The sequence below is a fragment of the Halomonas sp. 3F2F genome (assembly GCF_014897805.1).
Taxonomy (GTDB): Bacteria; Pseudomonadota; Gammaproteobacteria; order Pseudomonadales; family Halomonadaceae; genus Vreelandella.
In genome coordinates, this window is record NZ_JABUZE010000032.1 from 39,765 (window position 1) to 63,199 (window position 23,435).

20 protein-coding genes are annotated in these 23,435 nt (G+C 52.4%); 12 read left to right on the forward strand and 8 right to left on the reverse strand.

Annotation, left to right across the window (positions count from 1 at the left end; translation table 11 throughout):
- The first annotated feature begins 10 nt into the window (after nt 1-10).
- The 9 genes from cysS (at nt 11) to INT21_RS03445 (ending at nt 10,934) form a co-directional block, all read left to right on the forward strand.
- Entirely contained in the window at nt 11-1,402 is a 1,392-nt protein-coding gene (gene cysS, locus INT21_RS03405) for a cysteine--tRNA ligase (protein ID WP_193084848.1), read from the forward strand.
- Between the two features lie 150 nt (nt 1,403-1,552).
- Entirely contained in the window at nt 1,553-2,461 is a 909-nt protein-coding gene (gene osmF, locus INT21_RS03410; protein ID WP_193059788.1) for a glycine betaine ABC transporter substrate-binding protein OsmF, read from the forward strand.
- 3 nt (nt 2,462-2,464) lie between these two features.
- Nucleotides 2,465-3,658 (forward strand): ABC transporter permease, encoded by a 1,194-nt coding sequence (locus INT21_RS03415; protein ID WP_193059789.1) that lies wholly within the window; start codon nt 2,465-2,467, stop codon nt 3,656-3,658.
- Nucleotides 3,655-4,620, forward strand: a complete 966-nt coding sequence (locus INT21_RS03420) for an ABC transporter ATP-binding protein (protein ID WP_193084849.1) — start codon at nt 3,655-3,657, stop codon at nt 4,618-4,620. The genes INT21_RS03415 and INT21_RS03420 overlap by 4 nt, the downstream gene beginning before the upstream one ends.
- On the forward strand, nt 4,610-5,386 hold the full coding sequence (locus INT21_RS03425) for an ABC transporter permease (protein WP_193084850.1): 777 nt from the start codon (nt 4,610-4,612) through the stop codon (nt 5,384-5,386). Before INT21_RS03420 ends, INT21_RS03425 begins: the two co-directional genes overlap by 11 nt.
- A 163-nt stretch (nt 5,387-5,549) precedes the next feature.
- The gene (locus tag INT21_RS03430; RefSeq protein ID WP_193059791.1) at nt 5,550-6,752 is read left to right on the forward strand and encodes a thiamine pyrophosphate-dependent dehydrogenase E1 component subunit alpha; all 1,203 of its coding nucleotides are present in this window, start codon (nt 5,550-5,552) and stop codon (nt 6,750-6,752) included.
- A 1-nt stretch (nt 6,753) separates the two neighbouring features.
- On the forward strand, nt 6,754-7,731 hold the full coding sequence (locus INT21_RS03435) for an alpha-ketoacid dehydrogenase subunit beta (protein ID WP_193059792.1): 978 nt from the start codon (nt 6,754-6,756) through the stop codon (nt 7,729-7,731).
- A gap of 17 nt (nt 7,732-7,748) precedes the next feature.
- On the forward strand, nt 7,749-9,005 hold the full coding sequence (locus INT21_RS03440) for a 2-oxo acid dehydrogenase subunit E2 (RefSeq protein ID WP_193059793.1): 1,257 nt from the start codon (nt 7,749-7,751) through the stop codon (nt 9,003-9,005).
- Nucleotides 9,006-9,068: 63 nt separating this feature from the next.
- On the forward strand, nt 9,069-10,934 hold the full coding sequence (locus INT21_RS03445; protein WP_193059794.1) for a serine/threonine protein kinase: 1,866 nt from the start codon (nt 9,069-9,071) through the stop codon (nt 10,932-10,934).
- Here INT21_RS03445 and INT21_RS03450 read toward each other — a convergent pair.
- From INT21_RS03450 to INT21_RS03470, 5 genes are all read right to left on the reverse strand, one after another.
- Entirely contained in the window at nt 10,908-11,528 is a 621-nt protein-coding gene (locus tag INT21_RS03450) for an ABC-type transport auxiliary lipoprotein family protein (protein ID WP_193059795.1), read from the reverse strand. The genes INT21_RS03445 and INT21_RS03450 overlap by 27 nt on opposite strands.
- A complete protein-coding gene (locus tag INT21_RS03455) occupies nt 11,525-12,466 on the reverse strand; it encodes an MlaD family protein (RefSeq protein WP_193084851.1) in 942 nt (313 codons plus the stop codon). The genes INT21_RS03450 and INT21_RS03455 overlap by 4 nt, the downstream gene beginning before the upstream one ends.
- Nucleotides 12,467-12,472: 6 nt before the next feature.
- Complete coding sequence (locus tag INT21_RS03460) at nt 12,473-13,297, reverse strand: ABC transporter ATP-binding protein (RefSeq protein WP_193059823.1); 825 nt, start codon at nt 13,295-13,297, stop codon at nt 12,473-12,475.
- On the reverse strand, nt 13,297-14,427 hold the full coding sequence (locus INT21_RS03465; protein ID WP_193084852.1) for an MlaE family ABC transporter permease: 1,131 nt from the start codon (nt 14,425-14,427) through the stop codon (nt 13,297-13,299). The genes INT21_RS03460 and INT21_RS03465 overlap by 1 nt, the downstream gene beginning before the upstream one ends.
- 104 nt (nt 14,428-14,531) lie before the next feature.
- A complete protein-coding gene (locus INT21_RS03470) occupies nt 14,532-16,232 on the reverse strand; it encodes a SulP family inorganic anion transporter (RefSeq protein WP_193084853.1) in 1,701 nt (566 codons plus the stop codon).
- 236 nt (nt 16,233-16,468) lie between these two features.
- Here INT21_RS03470 and INT21_RS03475 point away from each other — a divergent pair, with 236 nt between their 5' ends.
- Complete coding sequence (locus INT21_RS03475) at nt 16,469-18,124, forward strand: methyl-accepting chemotaxis protein (protein WP_193084854.1); 1,656 nt, start codon at nt 16,469-16,471, stop codon at nt 18,122-18,124.
- Here the strand turns inward: INT21_RS03475 and rarD are convergent.
- The gene (gene rarD / locus INT21_RS03480; protein ID WP_193084855.1) at nt 18,095-19,003 is read right to left on the reverse strand and encodes an EamA family transporter RarD; all 909 of its coding nucleotides are present in this window, start codon (nt 19,001-19,003) and stop codon (nt 18,095-18,097) included. The genes INT21_RS03475 and rarD overlap by 30 nt on opposite strands.
- Before the next feature lie 72 nt (nt 19,004-19,075).
- Between rarD and INT21_RS03485 the strand changes: the two genes are divergently transcribed.
- Entirely contained in the window at nt 19,076-19,891 is an 816-nt protein-coding gene (locus INT21_RS03485) for an amidohydrolase (protein WP_089038296.1), read from the forward strand.
- Nucleotides 19,891-20,595, forward strand: coding sequence for a pseudouridine synthase (locus INT21_RS03490; RefSeq protein WP_089038295.1), 705 nt, complete (start codon nt 19,891-19,893; stop codon nt 20,593-20,595). The genes INT21_RS03485 and INT21_RS03490 overlap by 1 nt, the downstream gene beginning before the upstream one ends.
- A 173-nt stretch (nt 20,596-20,768) precedes the next feature.
- Here the strand turns inward: INT21_RS03490 and INT21_RS03495 are convergent, their stop codons facing one another.
- Both INT21_RS03495 and INT21_RS03500 read right to left on the reverse strand, forming a co-directional pair.
- Entirely contained in the window at nt 20,769-22,367 is a 1,599-nt protein-coding gene (locus tag INT21_RS03495; RefSeq protein ID WP_193059801.1) for an ABC transporter ATP-binding protein, read from the reverse strand.
- Complete coding sequence (locus INT21_RS03500) at nt 22,360-23,433, reverse strand: ABC transporter permease (RefSeq protein ID WP_193059802.1); 1,074 nt, start codon at nt 23,431-23,433, stop codon at nt 22,360-22,362. Before INT21_RS03500 ends, INT21_RS03495 begins: the two co-directional genes overlap by 8 nt.
- Nucleotides 23,434-23,435 lie beyond the last annotated feature (2 nt).

The following is a 23,435-nucleotide window of genomic DNA, read 5'->3' on the forward strand; positions in this document are numbered from 1 at the left end:
GAATCGTCATATGCACATTTATAATACGCTGACACGCCGCAAAGAACCGTTTACCCCGCTGGTGGCGGGTAAAGTCAGCATGTATGTCTGCGGCATGACGGTGTATGACTACTGTCACCTTGGCCACGCGCGGGTCATGGTGGCCTTCGATGTGATAACCCGCTACCTGCGTTATCGCGGTTATGATGTTACTTATGTCCGTAACATCACCGACATTGACGATAAAATTCTCAAGCGTGCCGAAGAGAATAACGAATCGATTAGCACACTCACCGAGCGCATGATTCAGGCAATGCACGAAGACGAAGCACGTCTTGGTGTATTGCCCCCAAGCCATGAGCCTCGGGCGACAGGTCATATCGATGACATTGTTGCCATGATTGAGACGCTGATTAAGAAAGACTATGCTTATGCTGCTGCCAATGGGGATGTGTATTACCGGGTACGCAAGTTCGCTGATTACGGCAAGCTAAATAATCGTCAACTTGATGATATGCGTTCTGGTGCTCGGATTGAGGTTGATGTTCATAAAGAGGACCCGCTTGATTTTGTGCTTTGGAAAGCCGCTAAACCGGGCGAAGCACACTGGCACTCTCCTTGGGGCAATGGCCGCCCAGGATGGCACATTGAGTGCTCAGCAATGTCGACGTGCTGCTTAGGCGACACCTTCGATATTCATGGTGGTGGTCCTGACCTTACGTTTCCTCATCATGAAAACGAAATTGCCCAATCAGAGGCGGCGACTGGTAAAACCTACGTCAACACCTGGATGCATGCCGGGGCCGTGCGGGTTAACCAGGAAAAGATGTCAAAATCGTTGGGTAACTTTTTTACCATCCGCGATGTGTTGGCAGAGCATGATCCGGAAGTCGTGCGTTTCTTGCTAGTGGCTAGCCACTACCGTAGCCCAATTAACTACTCGGTAGACTCTCTCCATGAGGCTCGCAAATCGCTGACGCGCTTTTACACAGCATTAGAGGGTGTGGAAGTGTCATCTAGCGGTGACGGTGACGAGGCAGGCTATGCTGAGCGTTTCACCACGGCGATGGATGACGACTTCAATTCGCCTGAGGCGTTAGCGGTATTATTCGATCTGGCGCGGGATCTCAATCGCGCTAAGAGCGAGTCGCCAGAAAAAGCGCAGCGTTTAGCATCGGAATTAACACGTCTAGCGGGTGTGCTAGGGCTTTTGCAGCAAGATCCTCAGACTTTTTTGAAAGGTAATCAGCAGCAGGTAGCGCTGAGTGAGACTGAGATTGAGGCCAAAATAGCACAGCGTAAAGAAGCAAAAGCCAATAAAGATTTTGCTCAGGCAGATGCTATTCGAGATGAACTAGCGAGTTTGGGTATTATCCTGAAGGATTCCCGTGAGGGAACAACCTGGGTGATTGAAGCGCCTTAAGCGTTATCGATGTTGAGCGTGATGACAGTGAGGGCATTGAATAGAAACGTTGTAAATGTCAGGCGCCGTTGATATGGCGTCTGACGTCAATGTCGTTGGCTCTTATACTGAGATGATACCTTCAAGACGCTAAATAATAGGATGACCACTATGCGCTTTACTCTAAAACCGACCATCGTCGCTTGCTTATCAGCCATTACTTTTTCGACTGCTTACGCCAGCGACCCTGTTGTCGTGTCCTCCAAAATCGACACAGAAGGGTCCGTGCTGGGTGAGCTGATTATTCAAACGCTAGAGCGTGGCGGTGTGCCTACAGAAGATCGCCTACAGCTAGGTGGCACCAGCGTTGTGCGTAGTGCGCTTGAAGCGGGAGAAATCAACCTTTATCCCGAATATACCGGTAACGGCGCTTTTTTCTTTGATATGACTGACAGCCCTGTCTGGAATAGTGCAGAGGATGCCTACCAGACTGTTAAAGAGCGCGATGCGGCGCAGGGGCTAATATGGCTGAAGCCTGCTAGCGCTAATAACACCTGGGCCATGAGTATTCGTGAAGACGTGGCGACGGCCAACGGCTTAACGACCCTTGATGACCTTGCCGACTATGTTAACGAAGGCGGCGAGTTTAAATTCGCAGCGAGTGCAGAATTTGTAGAGTCCGCTCAGGCATTGCCTGCATTTCAGGATGCTTATGGTTTTGAACTTGGCGATGATCAACTGCTTGTACTGTCCGGTGGTAATACGGCGGCTACTATGCGAGCCGCTGCCCAACAAACAAGCGGTGTTAATGGTGCCATGACCTATGGCACCGATGGTGGTTTAAGTGCGCTGGGACTGGTTGTTTTAGAAGATATTAAGGGGGTTCAGCCGGTATATCAGCCGTCGCCAGTGGTGCGTGCCGAAGTGCTGGATGCCTACCCTGAAATTGAGACGCTACTCAACGACGTATTTGCAACGCTTGACCTTGTGACGTTGCAAACGCTGAACGCTGATGTAGCGGTGAATGGTTTCTCTCCTGATCAAGTCGCAAGCGACTATCTTGATAGCCTGGATGACTAATGAATGTCGCAGATAGACGCCTTGCCATTGCCACCCCGTCAATATGGGCATTTAAACTCAGTACTGATATGTTTAAGTGCCGCTATGTTAGGAGCCTCTTGGCTACTGGGTCTTGTTAGCGTCGCGCCTAATAGAATTGTAGCGGGTACATCTTATGGCTTAGTACATGCGATTGGGTGGCCCGGTGCGCTGCTTGTTTCCTTGCTATTTATCGCTATGGGCGGCTTGGCTATTAAGCCAAGCCGTCTTCATAGCTATGCTCAGCTCTGTATCATTACCCTGACACTCTTATTGATGCCATTCGGGCTTATGGTAGCAGGCCACTGGCTGATTGATCCCACTCTGCCGCAAGCGCGTTTAGGTATTGGTGCTGCCTATTGGGTCGTGCTTTTTTTACTTTTATTGTGCCTAGTGGAAGTGCGTTTACGTTTGGGGTTGTCGCGCTTATGGACCACCCTATTGCTCTGCAGCGTGGGGGGAGCGTGGCTGCTTTGTGCCGCCTTATGGCTTGAAAATTTAGCCCTTGTTCAGGAGTTTCAAGCGCGCGACCAGCAATTTTATCGTGCCATGCTGCAACATGTGGTACTGGTCGGCATAGCGGTGAGCGTTAGTATCGTAGTTGGTTTAGTGCTCGCTATGCTAATGCGACGTTACCAACGTCTACAACGAATAGCGTTTGCATGGCTGAACTTCCTGCAAACGATTCCGAGCTTGGCTCTGTTTGGTCTACTGCTGGCTCCGCTTGCTTGGCTAGCTGCTAACGTACCTGTTTTAGCCCAGTTGGGGGTTAGCGGTATCGGCGCCACCCCCGCATTGATGGCGCTCATTGCCTATAGCCTGTTACCCATGGTGCGCAATACTTATATTGCGCTTGATGAAGTCGACCCTGAAACCTTAGATGCTGCTAAGGCGATGGGTATGCGTCCGTATCAGCGCTTCTGGCAGGTAAGATTTCCTTTGGCGCTGCCAATACTATTAGAAGGCGTGCGAATCACCGCTGTTCAAGCGATTGGATTAACGGCCGTTGCTGCGTTGATTGGGGCGGGTGGGCTTGGCACGTTCATTTTTCAGGGGTTGGGCCAAGCGGCTATGGACATGGTGTTGCTTGGCGCGCTGCCTATTTTAGTCTTGGCACTTATTGTAGATGCTAGTTTGGGGGCGTTAGCCGACGCGCTTCGCCCCGGAGGACATAAATGATAGAGCTTTCCCATGTGTCGAAGCACTTTGGCGAAGACACAGCGGTAGACGACATATCCTTACACGTCGCGAAAGGAAAGTTCTGTGCGCTGGTAGGGTCGTCAGGCTGCGGAAAATCAACGACGCTACGTATGATAAATCGTTTGATTGAGCATAGTAGCGGCGACATTATCATCGACGGACAGGCAATAGGCCACTATGACCCGGTTAAGCTTCGCCGCCGTATCGGCTATGCGATCCAGAGTACTGGCCTGTTTCCCCATTGGACGGTAGCGCACAACATTGGGCTGGTACCGCGTTTGCTAAAATGGCCTGCCGCTGATGTTAAAGCACGCGTCGAAGAGTTAATGCGTCTATTAGGCCTTCCCACGGAAGAGTTTGCCCATAAGTATCCTCACCAGCTCTCTGGCGGCCAGGCGCAGCGGGTAGGCGTTGCGCGCGCATTGGCGGCAGATCCTGATATTTTGCTGATGGATGAGCCTTTTGGAGCGCTAGACCCGATTACTCGGGAAAAGCTTCAGGACGAGCTGGCAAAGCTTCAAGCGCGGCTGCATAAAACCGTGGTGTTCGTGACTCACGATATGGATGAAGCGCTCAAACTGGCAGATCATTTAGTCGTTATGCGCGAAGGGCGTATTGTGCAGCAGGGGTCACCGCTAGCGCTGCTTCAAGCCCCCGCCGACCCGTTTGTTGAGTCGCTATTGGGAGGGTTGGAGCGTGGTTTAAAGCAGGCTGCCTTAACACGCGTCAAAGATCACATGTCATCGCTTGGGCAGACACTGCCTGCCCAGTCGCGTATTCCGGGGGAGTTTTCACTGCGCCAAGCGCTTTCAATGATGCTGCGTGACCACTGCGATAGGCTGACGGTTGTCGACCAGCATGATATGCCGATTGGTGAGTTATCGCTGCGCAAAGTGGTCAAAGAGGCCCAGTTAGACAAGGTGAGTCACCGTGAAGCGTGATCGTAACCGTGGTGAATCATCGATTGCAGCAGGCCCGCGCTGGCTATGGCCTATTGGTTGGGCACTCTTGCTGCTGATAGGGGTATTGGGTATCTCGGCGTTAGAGCCTGTATTTCGTTGGCTGGAGCCCGACGCCCGTCAGGTGATTTATTCCCGCGCTGATTTTGCTTCTCTGCTGGCAAGGCACGTGTTTGTTGTTGGAATCGCAGCTGTCATTACGATATGTCTAGGCGTATTGGCCGGCATCGCAGTCACTCGCCAATGGGGACGAGACTTCTTACCCCTTGTCGGGCAGTTGGCTTCACTGGGTCAGACATTTCCTCCTGTGGCAGTGCTTGCCCTGGCGGTTCCTGTATTGGGTTTTGGAACATTGCCGATTATCGTGGCGCTAATGCTCTATGGCTTATTGCCGATTGTGCGAAACACGCTTGCCGGGCTGCAGGATGTAGATGCGAGTCTTAAACAGGCGGCGTTTGCCATGGGGATGACCCCTTGGCAGGTATTAACTCGCGTTGAGCTTCCATTAGCCACACCAGTAATTCTGGCCGGTATCCGAACATCGGTAACCATTAATATTGCCACAGCGGCTATAGGGGCAACGGTAGGCGCCAGTAACTTAGGCGACCCGATCATAGCAGGTATCGTGAATGGCAATATGGCGTATGTTTTACAAGGTGCGCTGTTGATCGCGTTACTCGCGTTGACCGTCGATAGTCTATTTGATGCGTTGCAACAACAGCTGCGCACTCGTCTATCTGCGTCTTAAGTTGTATCCCTAAAAGTAGCAGACTGCGTTACTGTCCTTGTGTTGCGTTGATCGAGGTGACACTAACCTCGACAAGCTTGACCTATGCTAGATAAATCCACTGGCAAAAACGGTCAACACCAACAACACTGCCCTCAAAAGGGGTAATACAAGGATAATAAGCATGACAAACTACGTACATCAGCCGCTCTTTATGACCGGCGACGAATTCTCAATGGCTACCTTCAGCCTGCTCGACCCAGAGGGCGAGCTTTACGAAGGTGCTAAAGAGCCAGACCTACCGCGTGATCATGCCAGACGGCTCTATCAAGCCATGCTGGCCACCCGTATCCTAGATGAGCGCATGATGGCTGCCCAACGCCAGGGGCGGCTCAGTTTCTATATGCAAAGCACGGGTGAAGAAGCCGCCGTTGTTGGCGCCGCTGCTGCGCTAGACGATGCCGATATGATCATGGCGCAATACCGCGAACAAGGCGCCTTAATGTACCGCGGGTTCTCCATTGACGAGTTTATGAATCAGCTGTTTGGCAACGAGCTCGACTACGGTAAAGGCCGCCAAATGCCGATTCATTATGGATCACGCAAGCTGCACTACATGACCATTTCTTCTCCGCTTGCAACGCAAATCCCCCAGGCGACAGGCTACGCATACGGTCAGAAATTAGCGGGTGATGGGCATTGCACCTTAACGTTTTTCGGTGAGGGTGCGGCATCAGAAGGTGATTTCCACGCCGCGCTGAATATGGCGTCAGTCCATCAAGTACCGGTGATTTTTTTCTGCCGCAATAATGGCTATGCCATTTCGACGCCGTCAACCGAGCAGTTTGCAGCGGATGGCATTGCCCCAAGGGCATTTGGCTATCATATGCATGTGATACGCGTTGACGGGAACGATGCACTGGCAGTTTATGAAGCGACACGCCAAGCGCGTCAGATTGCCGTTGAACAAAACAAGCCGGTGCTGATTGAAGCCATGTCTTACCGTCTTGCTGCTCACTCCTCTTCGGATGACCCATCCGGCTATCGTGCCAAAAGTGAAGAAGAAGCATGGCGGTTAAAAGACCCCATACTGCGCATGCAGAAATGGCTGCTGAAAAAAGGCTGGTGGAGCGAGGAGGAGGAAACTAGTCAGCAGGAAACGTTGCGCCGCGAAGTGCTGGATACCTTGAAACGGGCAGAAAAGCGTTCACCCCCACCGCTGGAGTCGCTGATTACTGATGTCTATGCCGACATAACCCCTGAGTTACAGCGTCAATTTGATCAGCTTAAGCGCCATATTCGCCGCTATCCAGAGGCCTACCCGCGTGGAGCGCGGTCGCTAGACCTTGAGGTGAATACGTCCACAGATTCCCAGGGGGAGGCATAACATGCCCACAATGAACATGCTCCAGGCGATCAACAATGCGCTTGATATCGCCATGGCTGAAGATGACAAAGTTATCTGTTTTGGTGAAGATGTTGGCGTTTTTGGCGGCGTATTCCGTGCTACCAGCCATTTACAGGAAAAATATGGTAAATCGCGCTGCTTTAACACGCCGTTGGTAGAACAAGGCATCATTGGTTTTGCCAATGGGCTGGCTGCTCAAGGCTCAGTGCCCGTTGCTGAAATACAGTTTGCCGACTACATCTTTCCCGCTTTTGACCAAATCGTTAATGAGTCTGCGAAATTCCGCTACCGTTCGGGGGATTTATTCAATGTGGGGGGATTAACCATCCGCACGCCCTATGGCGGTGGTATCGCGGGGGGGCTCTATCATTCGCAGTCACCAGAGGCTTACTTTACACATACGCCCGGTTTAAAAGTCGTTGTGCCGCGCAATCCCTACCAAGCGAAAGGGCTACTGCTCGCTTCCATTCGCGATCCAGATCCGGTGCTTTTTTTAGAACCCAAGCGTCTCTATCGTGCCTCGGTGGGTGAGGTGCCCCAAGAAGATTATCAGCTTCCTATTGGTGAAGCGGAGGTCATTAAAGAGGGGACTGATATAACGCTGGTGGGCTGGGGCGCGCAAATGGAAGTCATCGGCAAAGCCGTTGAGCTTGCTGAAGAGCAAGGCATTGCCTGTGAAGTGATTGATCTGCGTACGTTGTTGCCATGGGATGCGGATACTGTCGTTGAGTCTGTTCTAAAAACAGGACGTTTGATCGTCAGCCATGAAGCGCCGTTAACAGGTGGCTTTGCGGGTGAAATCGCCGCGACGATCCAAGAGCGCTGTTTTCTCTATCTTGAATCGCCGATTACTCGGATAACGGGGCTAGATACACCTTTCCCGCTAGTGCTGGAAAAAGAGTATTTGCCCGACCATCTGAAAATTTTTGAAGCGATTCGCGAAAGCGTTAACTTTTAGCGCCAGGGAGAAAAATAATGAGCGATTTCATGCTGCCGGATATCGGCGAAGGCATTGTTGAATGTGAAGTGGTGGAGTGGCGCGTTGCGGAGGGTGATCGGATTGAGGAAGATCAGCCGATTGTCGAGGTGATGACCGATAAAGCGCTCGTGGAAATTACCGCTCCCGAAGCAGGCGTGGTCACCAAACTTTATGTTGCCCAAGGAAAAATTGCCAAAGTACACGCACCGCTTTATGCCTACCAAGCAGAAAATGACACGCAAGAAGCCGGCGCGACGGAACAGGCTAACGAGCCTCAATCACCTGTCGCTGACGCTGACAGTGGCTCAGCCAAGGCAGTTGAGCAAGCCGCTGTGGCATCCAGTACCTGCAGCCTTAGTACGAGCAGCGGCAAAATACCTGCTAGCCCAGCCGTGCGACGTCTCGTTCGTGAACATCAACTTGAGTTAACTGCCATTGCTGGCAGTGGTAAAGATGGCCGGGTATTAAAAGAAGACGTGCTGGCGCACCTGAATCAACCTTCTGCTGCCCCTAGCCAAGCACCATCGCAAGTCACCCAAGGAACACAGTTGCCTCGCGTCGAACCGCTTCGCGGTGTGCGCGCGGTGATGGCGAAAAGAATGGTTGAGGCAGCCAGCTCCATCCCGCATTTTCACTATGGCGAAGAGATCGATGTGACCGATCTGCTGGCGCTGCGCGAGCGTCTAAAGCCACGGGTAGAGGCGCTTGGTGAGCGGTTAACACTTATGCCCTTTTTCATGAAAGCTATGGCACTGGCGGTTACTGAGGCGCCGATCATCAATGCCCAACTAAACGCGGAAGCCAACGAACTGCACTACTACGAACAGTGCAATATCGGCATGGCGGTGGATAGCAAAGCCGGTTTGCTGGTGCCCAATGTGAAAGGTGTTGAGCGTTTAACGCTGCTAGACATTGCTCGTGAAGTGGGGCGTTTAACCGTTGCGGCCCGCGAAGGGCGTGTCGATCAGGCTGATCTCAAAGGTGGCACCATTAGTATTTCTAACATTGGTGCGTTGGGCGGAACCTATGCCGCGCCGATTATCAATGCGCCGGAAGCGGCGATAGTGGCGATTGGTAAAACCCAATGGTTACCGCGCTTCGACGAGCAAGGAGAAGTTCAGCGGCGAGCCATTATGACCATCACCTGGGCAGGCGATCACCGCTTTATTGATGGTGGTACCATCGCCAGGTTCTGCAATGCTTGGAAAGGCTATTTGGAAGCGCCTGAAACCATGCTGCTGCACTTGGGCTAAGGTTGCTAGGCATTGCATGGCAAGAGGTTAAATAGCCCGAAGTTGGTTGGCAAGGAATGAGAAATGTCTCAGGCACCGCTCCAGCAGTTTTATATACCGGAAGAGCAGTCGGTATATCTACTTAGCCACCATGATGCCCGTAAGCTGAAAGACTGGGTAGCACTGTGTCAGGCACAGCTCGCCCAGTTGGGCTACACGGGGATTGAGCTGGTGGGTAAAGGTGCCTATGGCTTTGTATTTGCGGGCAGCGCGCAACACCAAGATGTGCCTGCCCACTACGTGTTTAAATTCTCACGTATTACGCTACCGACTCATTTACAAGAACGCCTTGAAGAAGAGGCGTTTATGCTTGATCAGGTTTCCCATCCCCGCATACCAAAGCTGGTGGCTTACCAACGCTCCCGAGGCCAGTCAATTCTGGTGATGGAGCGTGCGCCTGGTTGGAACCTGGAACAGGTGTCACTGAAAGAAGGCCGTCTCTCTCCACGATTAGTGGTGAGCATTGCCAACCAGTTGGCCGATATTCTTTCTGCACTGCGCCGCGAAACGGGGCCCAATGCACGTCCCGTTGTGCATGGCGACATCAAGCCGTCAAATTTGGTATTTGATCCAGATACCGAGTCCATCGCATTGATTGACTGGGGATCGTCCGTGTTTGCCCAGTTAGATGAAAAGCTCCAATTTGTCGGGGCAAACGTGATGGAATTAATGTCCGACAACCTGCAGCAAACCAACGCCCGACTGGGCGATGTCTACTTTATTGGTGAAGAGCAGCTAAATGGAGCGCTATCATCGCCTCGTTTCGATGAGCAAGGGGCCGCAGGCACGCTATATGCATTAGCTTCTGCGCAATCTTGCCGCTTTGGTCATCGTGCCATTCCCGCTAGCTCGCTGGGGCTACCTTTGGAGTTTGCCCGCACCTTGGACGGCATGCTGGATCCCGACCCACACATACACCATAAAGCAGGGGATCACTATTTACAGGCGATGTCCCGCATGGCCAAAGTGGTGATGTTAGATTTACCTACGCCAACACAAACACCGTTAGTGCCTGTTTGGGGCCGTGCGGCGCACCAAGAGATTGATACGGTCGTTTACAGCTCTCGGAAGGCGTTTCTGCGCGAAGCGAACGCGGAAGAGACACTTAATGATGTTAATGATGTGCAGTTAGACCGCTATTACAAGCAATTTATGCAGGGCATGGGGGAAACCGAAAAGGCGTTTTTGGCCTCGGTGAGTCGCTTAGGAAAATACCCGGTTGTCGGTGGTTTAGCAGTACGCTGGGAGCGAGAGGGCGTCTATATAGACTCCTCACTTAACCTACACGATCCCGCGTTAAAGCCAGCGTTCATTCAAGCCGTTAACAATATGGTGCACTTGGCGCGAGCCATCCATCGCCAAGGGGTGTTTAAAAGCTGTTTGTTTAATGCCCGCCAAACGCTGCATTTAGAGCGCGCGAGTGCGGAAGAGCCTTTTCATTGTGATCCTGACACCACGATTGACTACGAGCTGAGCGCAGTTCCAGAAATGGAAGACCTCACTCGCCAGCATAGCTACTTTGAAGACGGCCCTGATCCAGAAGAGCTACTGGTCCTGCCTGACACCATTATGCACATACTGCAACGGCTGAATGAGATTCATCACACCGGCATGATTATCTTTGAGTCACTACCAAAGCATCTTAAAATCCATAGCTATTATCGGCTACTGGACCCTAGCCGGGAAGCCGAGTTTCGGGCTTTGCTGGCGCAGATGTTGGCGTCTGTAAGCCAGATCGAGGGGTTAGGCGTGTCCGGCTTTATGAAAATGCCTTACAAAGACACGCGATTTTTTACCCATTTAGAGTGCCAGCCTGAACATTTTTATCCTAAAGACCCGCGTGATTTTTTAAGAAAGACGCCGTCAATCGGCGGTTCTCAGACTGCTTGATTGCGCCGCGACCCATGCTGAAAGCTGCTCAGCTAGCGCATCACTGGCCGCGCCAAACGCATTGACGACGTCCGGAATCTCTGGACTATCCGCGCGGGTGCGGATAACAAAACTAGTCGCAGCTAGTGGTTTTCGGTGTTGTGTATTCACAAGCTGGACATCTAATTGAAGGTGAATACTGGGTGGGGAAGTGTCGTACTCACTTTGGAAATGGCGCAGTTCGCTGAGTAGCAACACATCGTGGGGCAGTCGGTCGCTACTTACACCAGTGAATAGTTGGCGCTGCTGCAGGTCAGAAATTAAGCGCGCTTGAAGCATTTCTGGGGCGTCTTCATGCCAGCGTACGCCCTCATACACATTGACTACATTGCCTTCTGGGTAGACCACAATACGGTTGCTGTTAAGCAAGTGGCCTGCCCCTGGGGTAGCAATGCCCAGTCTTACGGGGAGGGTGGCAGCCGTGTGTTCAGACTGCGTGGCAGACGATGGCAGCCGATAGAGCGTTGCGGGATTACTTTCGGGCAGTATTGAACAACCGGCGCTTAATACAAGCGCCGCTAATGTGACGATGCTAAACGTAAAGCGCAAGCTCATGGACGAAACTCCTTTACCTGATCTCGGCCCAGGAAGAAGTCTGTGGGACTCTCTTCAAGCTGGCGAGTAATACGCTCAAGATTAGTTAGTGTAGAACGTAGGGCTGAAAGTGCGGGAGCAATGTCTTGTGCCCCCTGCAGCGTACTGTCGACAGCACCGGCATTGTCGTTAACGAGCTGTTCAATTCGTTGCGCGGCGCTGGCCACATCACGACTGGCGCTTTCAGCACTTTGCATCATTTGCTGGCCATCTTGACGCAATAGCTGTGTCGCCTCTTGGCTGAGGGTATCGATGCTTTCAAGGGTCGTTGTGGCTTGGCGTGACACTTCGCCGAACAGTGCCATATTTTGATCAAGCGCTGTTTGTTGCGAGGCGATCATCTCTGTGATCTGCGCAATACTCGTCAAAATAGTGCCGGCTTGTTCACGATTGCCGTCATTAAATAGTTCATTAACGTTTATCAGAATAGAGTTAATGTTTTGAATCATTGTTTCGCCTTCATCAAATAGCGTGGCGATCGGTGAAGGGTCTGCGTTGATAAACGGTGCCATGCTGTCCGTTTGGTTTACTAGGCGGGGGCTTTCTGGGGTGCCTCCATACAGCTGAACCGACATGCTGCCGGTAATGCTGGCAAAGGCTAACTTTGCTCGGGTATCTGTTTTGACGGGGGTGTCTTCATAGACTCGCACACTGGCAATAACTTGGCGTGGGTCGTCAGGGTTCAGTGTCAGCTCGGTAACATCGCCAACTTCAATGCCGTTGTACTGCACCTTACTGCCAATTGATAAACCACTAACACTGCGCTCAAACAGAATCCGGTAAGGTTGATAGTTACGCTCTCCGGCGGCATAGCTCATCCATAGCGCAAACAGCAGCGCTGCCGCGGCGGTGCCCAGTGTGAACAAACCTATCAAAACGTGATGCGCGCGGGTTTCCATGTGCAGTCACTCCTGGACGTTTGCGTTATTTGAAAAGGCGGTATGAGCACGCTGAGCGGCTCGACCACGCGGGCCGTGAAAGTAGTCTTGAATCCATTCATCGTCGGTATCCGCCACTTTATCGATGGTATCCACCACCAGCACACGTTTCTGTGAGAGTACCGCGACCCGATCGCAGGCAGCGTAGAGCGTATCCAGGTCATGGGTAACCAGAAATACGCTGAATCCCAGCGCATCGCGAAGGGTGACCAGCAACTGATCGAAGGCCGCCGCGCCAATAGGGTCAAGCCCAGCTGTGGGCTCATCAAGAAACAGGATGTCAGGATCAAGCGCTAAGGCACGGGCAAGGGCAGCGCGCTTGACCATGCCGCCAGACAGCGACTCAGGAAACTGCAGCGCGGCCTGTGGCGGAAGCCCGACTAACGCTAGCTTGACCCTGGCAAGATGCTCGGCGTCTTCACGGGGTAGCCTGGCATGCTCAATGAGCGGTAGGGCAATATTCTCCTGCAGGTTCAACGAGCTGAACAGTGCACCGCGCTGAAACAGCACGCCAAAGCGTCGCTCTATTTGACTGCGCTGTGCCTCGTTAAGCTCGTTAAGCGTTGTGCCGAGGACTTCAACCGTGCCGTCATTGGGTCGTTTCAAACCGACGATGCTGCGTAACAGCACTGATTTGCCGGTACCAGAACCGCCTACAACGCCGAGGATTTCCCCGCGTTCAAGGGTCAGATCTAAATTTTCGTGAACCACATGAGTGCCAAAGCGGTTCACCAAGCCTCGAACCTTAATAACCGGTAAGTCATTTTGCTCTGTCGGTTTATCTGAATTGATCACCAGCCCATCTCCATAAAGAATAGCGCGGCGACGGCATCAATTAGAATCACCATAAAAATCGATTGAACGACACTTGAAGTGGTGTGTTCTCCCACCGACTGCGCGCTACCGCTGACCTTAAAGCCTTCCAGGCAGCCGATTACGGCGATCACGAAGGCAAACACCGGGGCTTTGCTTAGTCCTACCAAAAAGTGTGTTACCGATACGTCTTTTTGCAGCGTGGCCATAAACTGGGTAAGTGAAATATCCAGTGACAGAGAGGTGACCATGGCGCCGCCCGCTAAGCCGCTGAGCATACCTACAAAGGCGAGCATGGGCAGGCTAATTAACATTGCCATTACCCGTGGGAGCACCAAAAGCTCGATAGGATCAAGCCCCTGAGCCTGCAGGGCATCTATCTCTTCATTGGATTTCATGGCGCCAATTTGGGCGGTAAAGGCACTGGCGGTTCGTCCCGCGAGTAGGATCGCAGAAAGCAAAACGCCGAACTCTCGCAAGAATGAGAACGCCACAAGATCAATGGTATAAATTGTGGCGCCAAAATCCTGCAAAACGGTAGCGCCAAGGAAAGCCACGACGGCGCCCACCATAAAGGTGAGTAGCGCGACGATGGGGACGGCATTAAGACCGCTCTGCTGGATATGGGCCACGGTGGCTGTTAAGCGCCAGTGGCATGGCCGCAATATCAGTTGGAAGAGGGTGGCCACGACGAGACCAATAAAGGCCAACAACTGGCGCTGCTGAGACCATAGCCCCACCATGTGCTGACCCACGCTGGCAAGCGCTTGGCTAATGCGCGAATAGGAAGGAGGATCAACGTCCAGTGGCGCTTCCATGGCTTCGGCAATACGCACCAGCAACGCCTGCTGCTCTTTCGGCAGTTCTGCTGCCCAATCTGCTACCGATTGCGCTTTCTCAACGCCAATCAGCTCCACAATGAGTATGGCACCGGCGGTATCAAGGCGAGTTATTGCGTCAAGTGAAACCGTCGCATCTGTTGGCTTGCCAAGCTCAGTGTGAGTTTCACTGTGCTGAAGCGCCGCTTTGATAAGGCGATAATTGGCAAGCGTCCACTCGCCTTTAAGGGTGACTGTTTGATCATCACACGCTATCCACTCGCTTGGCATCCCCACTCCTTGGCGCTCTTGGTATCGATGCACTTGTTTAGAAGTCTATGATGCATTCAAACGAGCGTTAGTTAAAGGTGCTTTGTACGCTTAAGAAAACATGCTTATGAAAATTCACGCCAAGCGGCGTAAGTGCTAAGAAAAACGCGCCCGGTCAGGGCCTCTAAAAAATCACTCTTTTTGAGCTGGTCCATAACGGGACCCTTCACCTCGGACAGGTGAAGTTTTACATCGGAGTCTTTTAAGCGCGCATTGATCGCATCCAGGCTCTCGAGTGCTGATGCATCAATTAAATTAACGGCTGAACAGATAAGAACGACGTGCTCCAGCTCAGGATAGCTGGCAACTAAATTATAAACGGTATCTTCAAGGTAGCGGGCGTTCGCAAAATAGAGACTTTCGTCGATTCGCAGTAACGCCACATTACTGACGGTTTCAACATCGTGGCGTTCGGTATTTCGAAAGTGCTCGGTGTCCGGCACCCGGCCAACCAATGCGCTATGGGGGCGGCTGGTGCGATACAAGAATAACGCGATAGAAAGACTAACACCGCCGATAATGCCTGCTTCGATACCTTCAACTAGGGTTACCAGGATGGTGACGGCCATCGCGGCGAAGTCACTGCGAGAATAGCGCCACGTTTGGCGCAACATGGGGATATCGACCAGGGTTAAAATAGACACGGTAATTGTCGCGGCCAACGTAGCAATCGGCAGGTAGTAGAGCCAGCCAGTAAACGCCATCGTTATCAACGCTATTCCCAGTGCTGCAAAGGCTCCGGCTGCGGGTGTTTGTGCCCCAGCATCATAGTTGATGACCGTGCGCGAAAGGCCACCGGTGACCGGCATGCCGCTGGTAAACCCTGCGGCTAGATTAGCGGCGCCTAAGCCAATCAGTTCCTGGTTAGGGGAGATACGTTGGCGCCGTTTTGCTGCCAACATTTGTCCCATGGAAACAGACTCGACAAACCCCACCAAACTAATCAGTAGCGCAGGGATGAACAGGGCGCGCCATAGTGACGTATCTCCCCAGGGAAAACTTAGCGCAGGTAGCCCACTGGGAATAGCGCCGACAATGGCAACGCCTTGGTCGGCCAACTGCCAATGCCAAGCAGCCAGCGTGGTAATAATCACCGCAAAGACAGGACCCGCCTTGGTGATTAACTCGGCGAGCGCTCTAGGCAAACCAATAGCACTAAGGCTCTGCTTACCAAAACGCCGCATCATAACGAGAAAAAACAGTGTTCCAGCACCGATTACAAGCGTATAGGGGTTAAAGGTGGGGAGATTAGGTAAGAGGGTTATCACACGCTCTGCCAGCGTAAAGCCACTGCTGGAGATACCCAATAGGCTTCCCAGTTGACTAACGGCAATCAGAATTCCCGATGCGGTTAAAAAGCCCGAGATAACCGGATGACTTAAAAAATTGCTAAAAAAGCCCATTTTAAGGGCACCCATCGCGACCAATATACCGCCAGAAAGTAATGAAAGTACCAGCGCAGCTTGTAAATAGTCGGGGCTGCCGGGCGTTGCTACAGAGGAGAGTGCAGCGCCCGTCATTAATGCAATGATGGCCACCGGCCCTACGGCCAGGGTACGGCTGGTGCCTAAAAAGGTATACAGAAGTTGCGGCAAAATACTGGCATATAGGCCCACTACCGCGGGCAAACCAGCAAGTAAGGCATAGGCTAATGACTGCGGAATCACCATCACGGTTACGATGAGTCCCGCTAATATATCGGCACCTAGCAGGCGCTTATGGTAGTGGGGCAGCCATGTAAGAATAGGAAAATAGCGCTTGAACATAAGCTCCTGGCGTCAGCTTCGTTTTTTTAAACCCCAACCACTGGTGAGTCCATCAGTTTAACGTGTTGAGTGGGCAGTGATGGCCTTTGCTTTCAAGCAAAAGCATGTTCTGACCCGAAAGTGCTACTTCATTCATTAGCATAACCCGTTAAGCTGACTGAAAAGTGGCTAATCGCTCCTGCTTTATTTTTATTGATTGACTGCTCAATAACGTCAAATAAAAAAGAGTACCCCACATGCGACTACTTTGGCTATTAGTGCCCTTGGCAGTGCTAGGTGTTTCTGTTTGGATGATGACTGAATCTGGTGCTTTTCCCTATGCTGCGCTGCTGTTAGCGACGGGAGCTGGTGCAGGTTTAATGCTCGTAACGATGATGTTGGTTTACTCAGCTGATCAAGCGCGTTTGACAAAACCCATTCACGGTTTCAAGCCCATTCGCGACTATGGTGCGCTTCGCGCGATGGCCTATCGGTTGATGAACCGAGCAAGTAGCACGGCTATCGCCTCGGCAGAGGTTTCTCATTACGCTGATCTTATGGCGCAACGCCTCACTAAGCAGGAAGCCATGGCAAGTGACGCGTCATCGAGTATGAACGCTATTAATACCGCCATCATGCAAGTGAGTGTCAGTGCTAGCCATGTCGCCTCGCTTGCCGAGAGCGCTCGTCAGGCAAGTCATCACAATCATGATGAGCTGGCTGATATTATTGGCGATATGAGTGATGTTTCCGAGCGCTCTGATCAGGCGCTGGAAATGCTATCTGCGCTTAACGACAAAATTGAGCGCGTCCGCAACGTGACGTCGATGATTGAGGGAATAGCAGAACAAACGCATCTGTTATCACTCAATGCTTCTATTGAGGCAGCTCGAGCGGGCGAGCATGGACGAGGATTTGCGGTGGTCGCGGGCGAAGTGCGCAACTTGGCACTAAAGACGTCAACGGCGACACAAAGCGTCGATGAGCTTGTTAAAGATATGCACCAGAGTGGCCAACGTGTTGTTGGTACGATGGGAGCGCTGATGAACCGTATCAGAGAGCGTTCCCAAGGGATGCAGCAGGTGGGCGGCAGTCTTGCCACTATCACGCAACAGTTCGATCAAGTTGAGCAGGAAATCACCAGCGTCGCAGAAGCAATGGAAAGCACCAAAGTCCATAGCCAAACAGTTGCTGATAGCTTACGTCAGCTTGAAGACGATGTAGATGAGGGCAATCGCGATATGCGCGATTTAGCCCAGCAAGCTCGGGCGTTAATGGACGCTGCAGAAGGCGTTGATGGCGAGCTGGCGCAGCAGCGTTTACAGGGGCGTCATCAGCATGTGTTTAGCGTTGCTCGCCAAGCGGCTAACCGTATTGGTAAATCGTTTGAGAAAGCGATTGCCTCCGGTGAGTTATCAGAAACGTCGCTGTTCCAGCCTGATTACAAGGTCATGCCAGGGACACAGCCACCGCTTTACCATACAGGCTTTGATGCATTCACGGACTTACAGTTACCCAGCTTGCAAGAACCTTTGCTTACTGAGTATGGGTTAAGTTACGCCATTGCATGTGACCGCAACGGCTATGTGCCTACCCATAACGCAGCCGTTAGCCGCGAGCCCACCGGTGATTACGATCACGATCTCAAGTATTGCCGCAGCAAACGCATTTTTGATGATCCGACGGGCAGTCGTTGCGGCGCCCATGAGAAACCGTTGCTGCTACAAACCTATAAGCGTGACACTGGCGAAATAATGCACGACCTTTCGGTTCCCATTTACATTAATGGTAAGCACTGGGGAGGCTTCCGCGTGGGTTACCAGCCTGAAAAGACAAATGACACCAGTGCAGTGAGTATTGAAAAACCAGTGGAAGAGTTAACCTCAGGAAGTCACCTGCTGGCGCGGGCGTGATTGCCAAGAGGACCAGGAATATAGCGCTAAGCTCGCCCAGATCATCACAAAGGTCGCTAACTGGATGAGCCCTAGAGGCTCGCCAAAGATGATGATTGCAATCAAAAACTGAATGCTGGGATTGATATACATCAGAAACCCTAGCGTTGCCAGCCGTAAGCGTCGTGCAGCCCCGGCAAAGGCCATCAACGGCAGGGCAGTTAACACACCGCTAATTATTAGCAGAGCGCTCATCGGCACATTATGAATAAAGTGAGACTCCCCCTGCCAACTGAGCCAAGTGAGCGCTATTAGTGCTAGTGGGAATAGCAGCAGCGTCTCCACAAACAGGCCTGAAAGCCCATCAAGAGGCACTTGCTTGCGAAATAATCCGTAGCTACCAAAGCTGAGTGCTAGTAACAGGCTGATCCACGGCAGTTCACCCAGCATCACAAACTGGATTGCAATCGCTAAACTTGCCAAACCAAGCGCAACCAGTTGGAGGCGAGCCATTACTTCGCGTAGCACCAGTACGCCCAAGGCAATGTTTACCAGCGGCGTTAGAAAGTAGCCTAAACTGGCTTGTAACACCTGCTTGCTTTCAACTGCATAGATATAGAGGCCCCAGTTAAAGGCAATCAGTAACGCGCAAGCGAGTACGCGTCCCAAGCGCTTAGGCTCAACAAGTGCGCTAACCACTGGCGCCCATCGGCGCAGTATGCTGATTAACCCGACCAGGAAAAGGCACGACCACAAAATCCGATGTATCAGGATTTCAAATGCGGGAATGCCATCAAACAGAGCGAAAAATAGTGGGAAGCAGCCCCACATAGTGTAGGCCGTTAAGCCGAACATAACGCCCTTGACCGCTTCAGGGTCCCTTGATGCGGGTGGAAACATAGCAGCCTCATTAATTAAAAATGCTAATCTAGCACATAATTGACGAACACACTGATGCAAAGGAGACATGGCATGAGTCAACTGAAAACGAGCTTAGTGCAGTGCGATTTGCGCTGGGAAGATCCTCAGGCCAACCATGCGCATCTTGAGCGGCTATTAGGCGAATTAGATAGCCGCGATACCGATTTAATTGTGTTGCCAGAGATGTTTGCGACTGGCTTCACCATGAACTCACGGGAAATGGCCCAGCCCATGAACGCGAGCCAGAGCGTTGCCTGGTTACAGACGCAGGCCAAGGCGAGAGGCTGTGTAATGACCGGCAGCGTGGCCATTGTCGATGAAGGGCAATACTTCAACCGTATGGTATGGGCTACCCCCAGCGGTGACTTGCAGTACTACGATAAACGCCATTTATTTCGTATGGCCGGAGAGCATGAACGCTATGGTATGGGCAATGGCCGGAAGATCGTTGAACTGAAAGGTTTCAGGCTGCTATTGAGCGTATGCTATGACCTGAGGTTTCCCGTTTGGATGCGCCAGCAGCCAGCAGAGGGCGAACATTTCGAGTATGATGCCGCGCTGTGTGTGGCGAACTGGCCTGCACCCCGGCGTCACCCATGGCGCACTCTTTTACAAGCGCGTGCAGTTGAAAACCTAGTTTACGTAGTGGGTGTCAACCGCGTCGGTGAAGATGCCAAAGGACTCGCCTATAGCGGCGATTCCATGCTGGTCGATTTCAAAGGGGAACCGCTGATCGACCACCCTGCAAACTCTCCGTTTATTGAAACGGGGACGCTAAATAAAACGGACCTAGATGCTTTTCGAGAAAAATTTCCTGCCTGGCAAGATGCCGACCGCTTTTCGCTTCTGCCAGGAGTGGGTCAATAATGCGCCTTGATCGCTTTTTGAGTGAAACAACCCCGTTGACGCGCAGCCTAGCAAAGCGTGCGTTAAAAAATGGCGAGGTGACCCTGAATGGCGAGCCCATCAAGCAGTCGGCGACCCAAATTGACACCCAGAACGACGAAGTAAAGTTCAATGGTGAGACGCTAGCGCTGGTTGGGTTGCGTTACCTGATGATGCATAAGCCGCTGGAAGTAGAGTGCACTGCCCGCCGTGGGCTTTACCCAAGGGTGATTGACCTCATTGATCTACCCAAAGTAGAGCGACTGCAGCCGGTAGGGCGGTTGGATGTAGATACCACCGGCTTGTTATTGCTCACTGATGATGGCCAATGGTCCCATCGTGTCACCTCGCCGCGCCATCGCTGTGCCAAGGTATACATTGCAGAGTTGGCGGAGCCTATGGAAGGTAGCGCCGCTGAGTGGGCCATTAACCAAGTAGAGGAAGGACTTCTACTGGATGGTGAAGAAACGCCAACGCAACCTGCCGTGCTGAGGTTTATTACTCCTCAGCAAGCGGAATTGACCATTACTGAAGGGCGCTATCATCAAGTGAAGCGCATGTTTGCAGCCCTAGGCAATCACGTCAATGCGCTTCATCGCCGTTCGATTGGCGATGTGGTCTTGCCAGATGACCTAGCACCTGGTGAATGGCGGGAGCTAACGCCTGAAGAAATTGCCAGCTTCTAAACACACTTAGCGTCACTGCTAGTGGATAAAACGCCCCGGTCAGCACATACCCGTGCCAAAGGCCGGGGCGTTTTTATTATGAGCAATGAGTTTTTATACCGTTATCTTGCTTCTGCGTTCATGCGTGGCCAGCTTGGAAAGTGCCGAGACGAACGTTCATGTTAACCAGGTAGCTAGTGCAAGTGGGCAGCTTCTATCAATGCTTTGGTATAGGGATGCTGCGGGGCGGCGAGCACTTCAAGGCAATCCCCTTGTTCTACTACGTTGCCATCTTTTAGCACCATAATGCGGTGGGCCATAGCGCGCACCACGGCAAGATCATGGCTGATAAACAGGTAGCTTAGTTGGCGGCGTGCCTGAAGTTCGCGCAGCAGCGTGACCAGCTGTTTTTGTACTGTTCGATCTAACGCTGAGGTTGGTTCGTCCAGTACCAGTAGCTCAGGTTCTAGGATAATTGCCCGTGCCACCGCTATGCGCTGGCGCTGTCCCCCCGAAAACTCATGAGGGTAACGGGCAGCACAGCTTTCCGGCAGACCCACTTCTCGCAGCGTACGATGCACGCGTTCGGTGACTTCTGCATTGGTCAAGTTAGGGTAATGAAACTGCAGGCCTTCACTGACAATATCAAATACCGGCATGCGCGGAGAAAGCGCTCCGTAAGGATCTTGAAAAACCATTTGTAGCCGGTGGCGCTGGCGTCGAAGCGTGTCGCCAGAGAGCTGACTCAACGTGGCATTGCCCAGTATCACCTCACCTTGGCTAGCGACTAATCGCATAACCGCTGACGCCAGCGTCGTTTTTCCAGAGCCTGATTCGCCAACAATGCCCAGCGTTTCGCCAGGAGCGATGGTTAGGTCGGTGGCTTTCAGGGCCTCAAAAGCGGGTGGCTGGCGCTGAAAAAGTCCTGTCCTCGGGCGCTTGAAACTCACGCTAAGCTGGCGTGTGGTCAAAAGCGGCGTGGTATCGGCAGGTTCAGCAGGCCGGCCTTCTGGTTCGGCGGCAATGAGGGCTTTGGTGTAGTCGCTTTGGGGATTAATAAATACATCGGCAACGCTACCGGTTTCCTGAATTTTCCCTTGATACATGACACATATCCGGTCTGCATGGCGGCGTACCAAGTTTAAGTCGTGACTGATAAATAGCACGCCCATGCCGTGATGATCGCGAAGTTCTTTCAGCAGGGCTAAAATCTCTTGCTGAACGGTCACATCGAGCGCTGTCGTTGGCTCATCCGCAATCAGCAGTGCCGGATTATTGGCAATGGCCATGGCGATCATTACCCGCTGGCGCTGGCCGCCAGAAAGTTGATGTGGCCAGGCATCAAGCAGTTCATCAGGACGCGGTAGTTTGACTTGTTCTAACAGTGCCTTGGCCCGTGTACGTGCAGCCTGACCGCTGAGGCCCTGGTGTAAACGAAGGGTTTCGCCTATTTGCTTGCCAATGCGGTGAAGCGGGTTGAGCGACGTCATCGGCTCTTGGAAAATAAATCCCACCTGATTACCGCGTATACCATTCCAATCACGTTTGCCTAGTTGATTAAGGTCGGTCTCTTCTAACCAGCGCTGACCACTTACCTTAGCGTTGTCAGGCAGTAAATTAATCGCGCCCAGGGCAGAGACCGACTTGCCTGAGCCAGATTCCCCCACGATAGCGAGCGTTTCGCCCGCATTGACAGTGAGAGAGAGGGAATCGACAACGACGTTGCCATCGAAGGAAACACAAAACTCGCTTAAGCGCAGTAGTGGTTGGGCATTGTTTGCGTGACTAGGCATGCTTGGTTTCCTGGGCCGGTGACTGATGCTGCTTCACATGTCGTGGGTCGAAGGCATCGCGAAGTCCTTCACCAATAAACACCAGTAGTGAGAGCATAATGGCAAGCGTCATAAACGCGGTGATGCCAAGCCATGGAGCATGCAGGTTATTTTTGCCTTGTGCCGCTAGTTCACCAAGTGAAGGCGCGCCAGGTGGCAGACCAAAGCCTAAAAAGTCCAGCGCGGTGAGCGTGCCAATGGCACCAGTGAACAGGAAGGGGATAAACGTCAGGGTGGCTACCATCGCGTTAGGTAACACGTGGCGCCACATAATCAGCCGAGAAGGGAGCCCCATGGCCTTCGCTGCACGCACGTACTCGAGATTGCGTGCACGCAAAAACTCGGCGCGTACGATATCAACCAGTCCCAGCCACGAAAACAACAGCATGATGCCAAGTAGCCACCAGAAACCGGGCTGCACAAAGCTAGCCAATATAATCAGCAGAAATAGCACCGGTAACCCAGACCAGATTTCTGTGATGCGCTGTCCGATGAGGTCTACTTTGCCGCCAAAATAACCCTGCACACCGCCCGCCACCACTCCTAGGACCAAGGAGCCTGCGGTGAGCGCCAGAGCAAAGGCAACCGATAGTCGAAACCCGTAAATGACTCGCGCTAATACATCACGCCCTTGATCATCGGTACCCAGCCAATGGCGCCTATCTGGCGGTGCAGGCGAAGGTCGTGTCATCAGCATATCGAGGGTTTGATAGGAGTAGGGAATAATCGGCCATAGCGCCCAACCGTGGTCGCTAATTTGCTGTTGGACAAAGGGGTCTAAGTAGTCGGTACGGGTGGGTAAGAAACCACCGAATTCGGTTTCTGGATAATCGACCAGTAGCGGTACATACCACTGCCCGTCATATTTCATTACGAGAGGCTTGTCGTTGGCGATGAGTTCAGCAAATAGGCTGACAATAAACAGAACGCCAAATAGCCACAGCGATACTCGGGCGCGGCGATTGGCTTTAAATGCTGCTAGGCGACGCAGCGTAATCGGCGAAAGACGCGAGCTGATAAATGTCATGT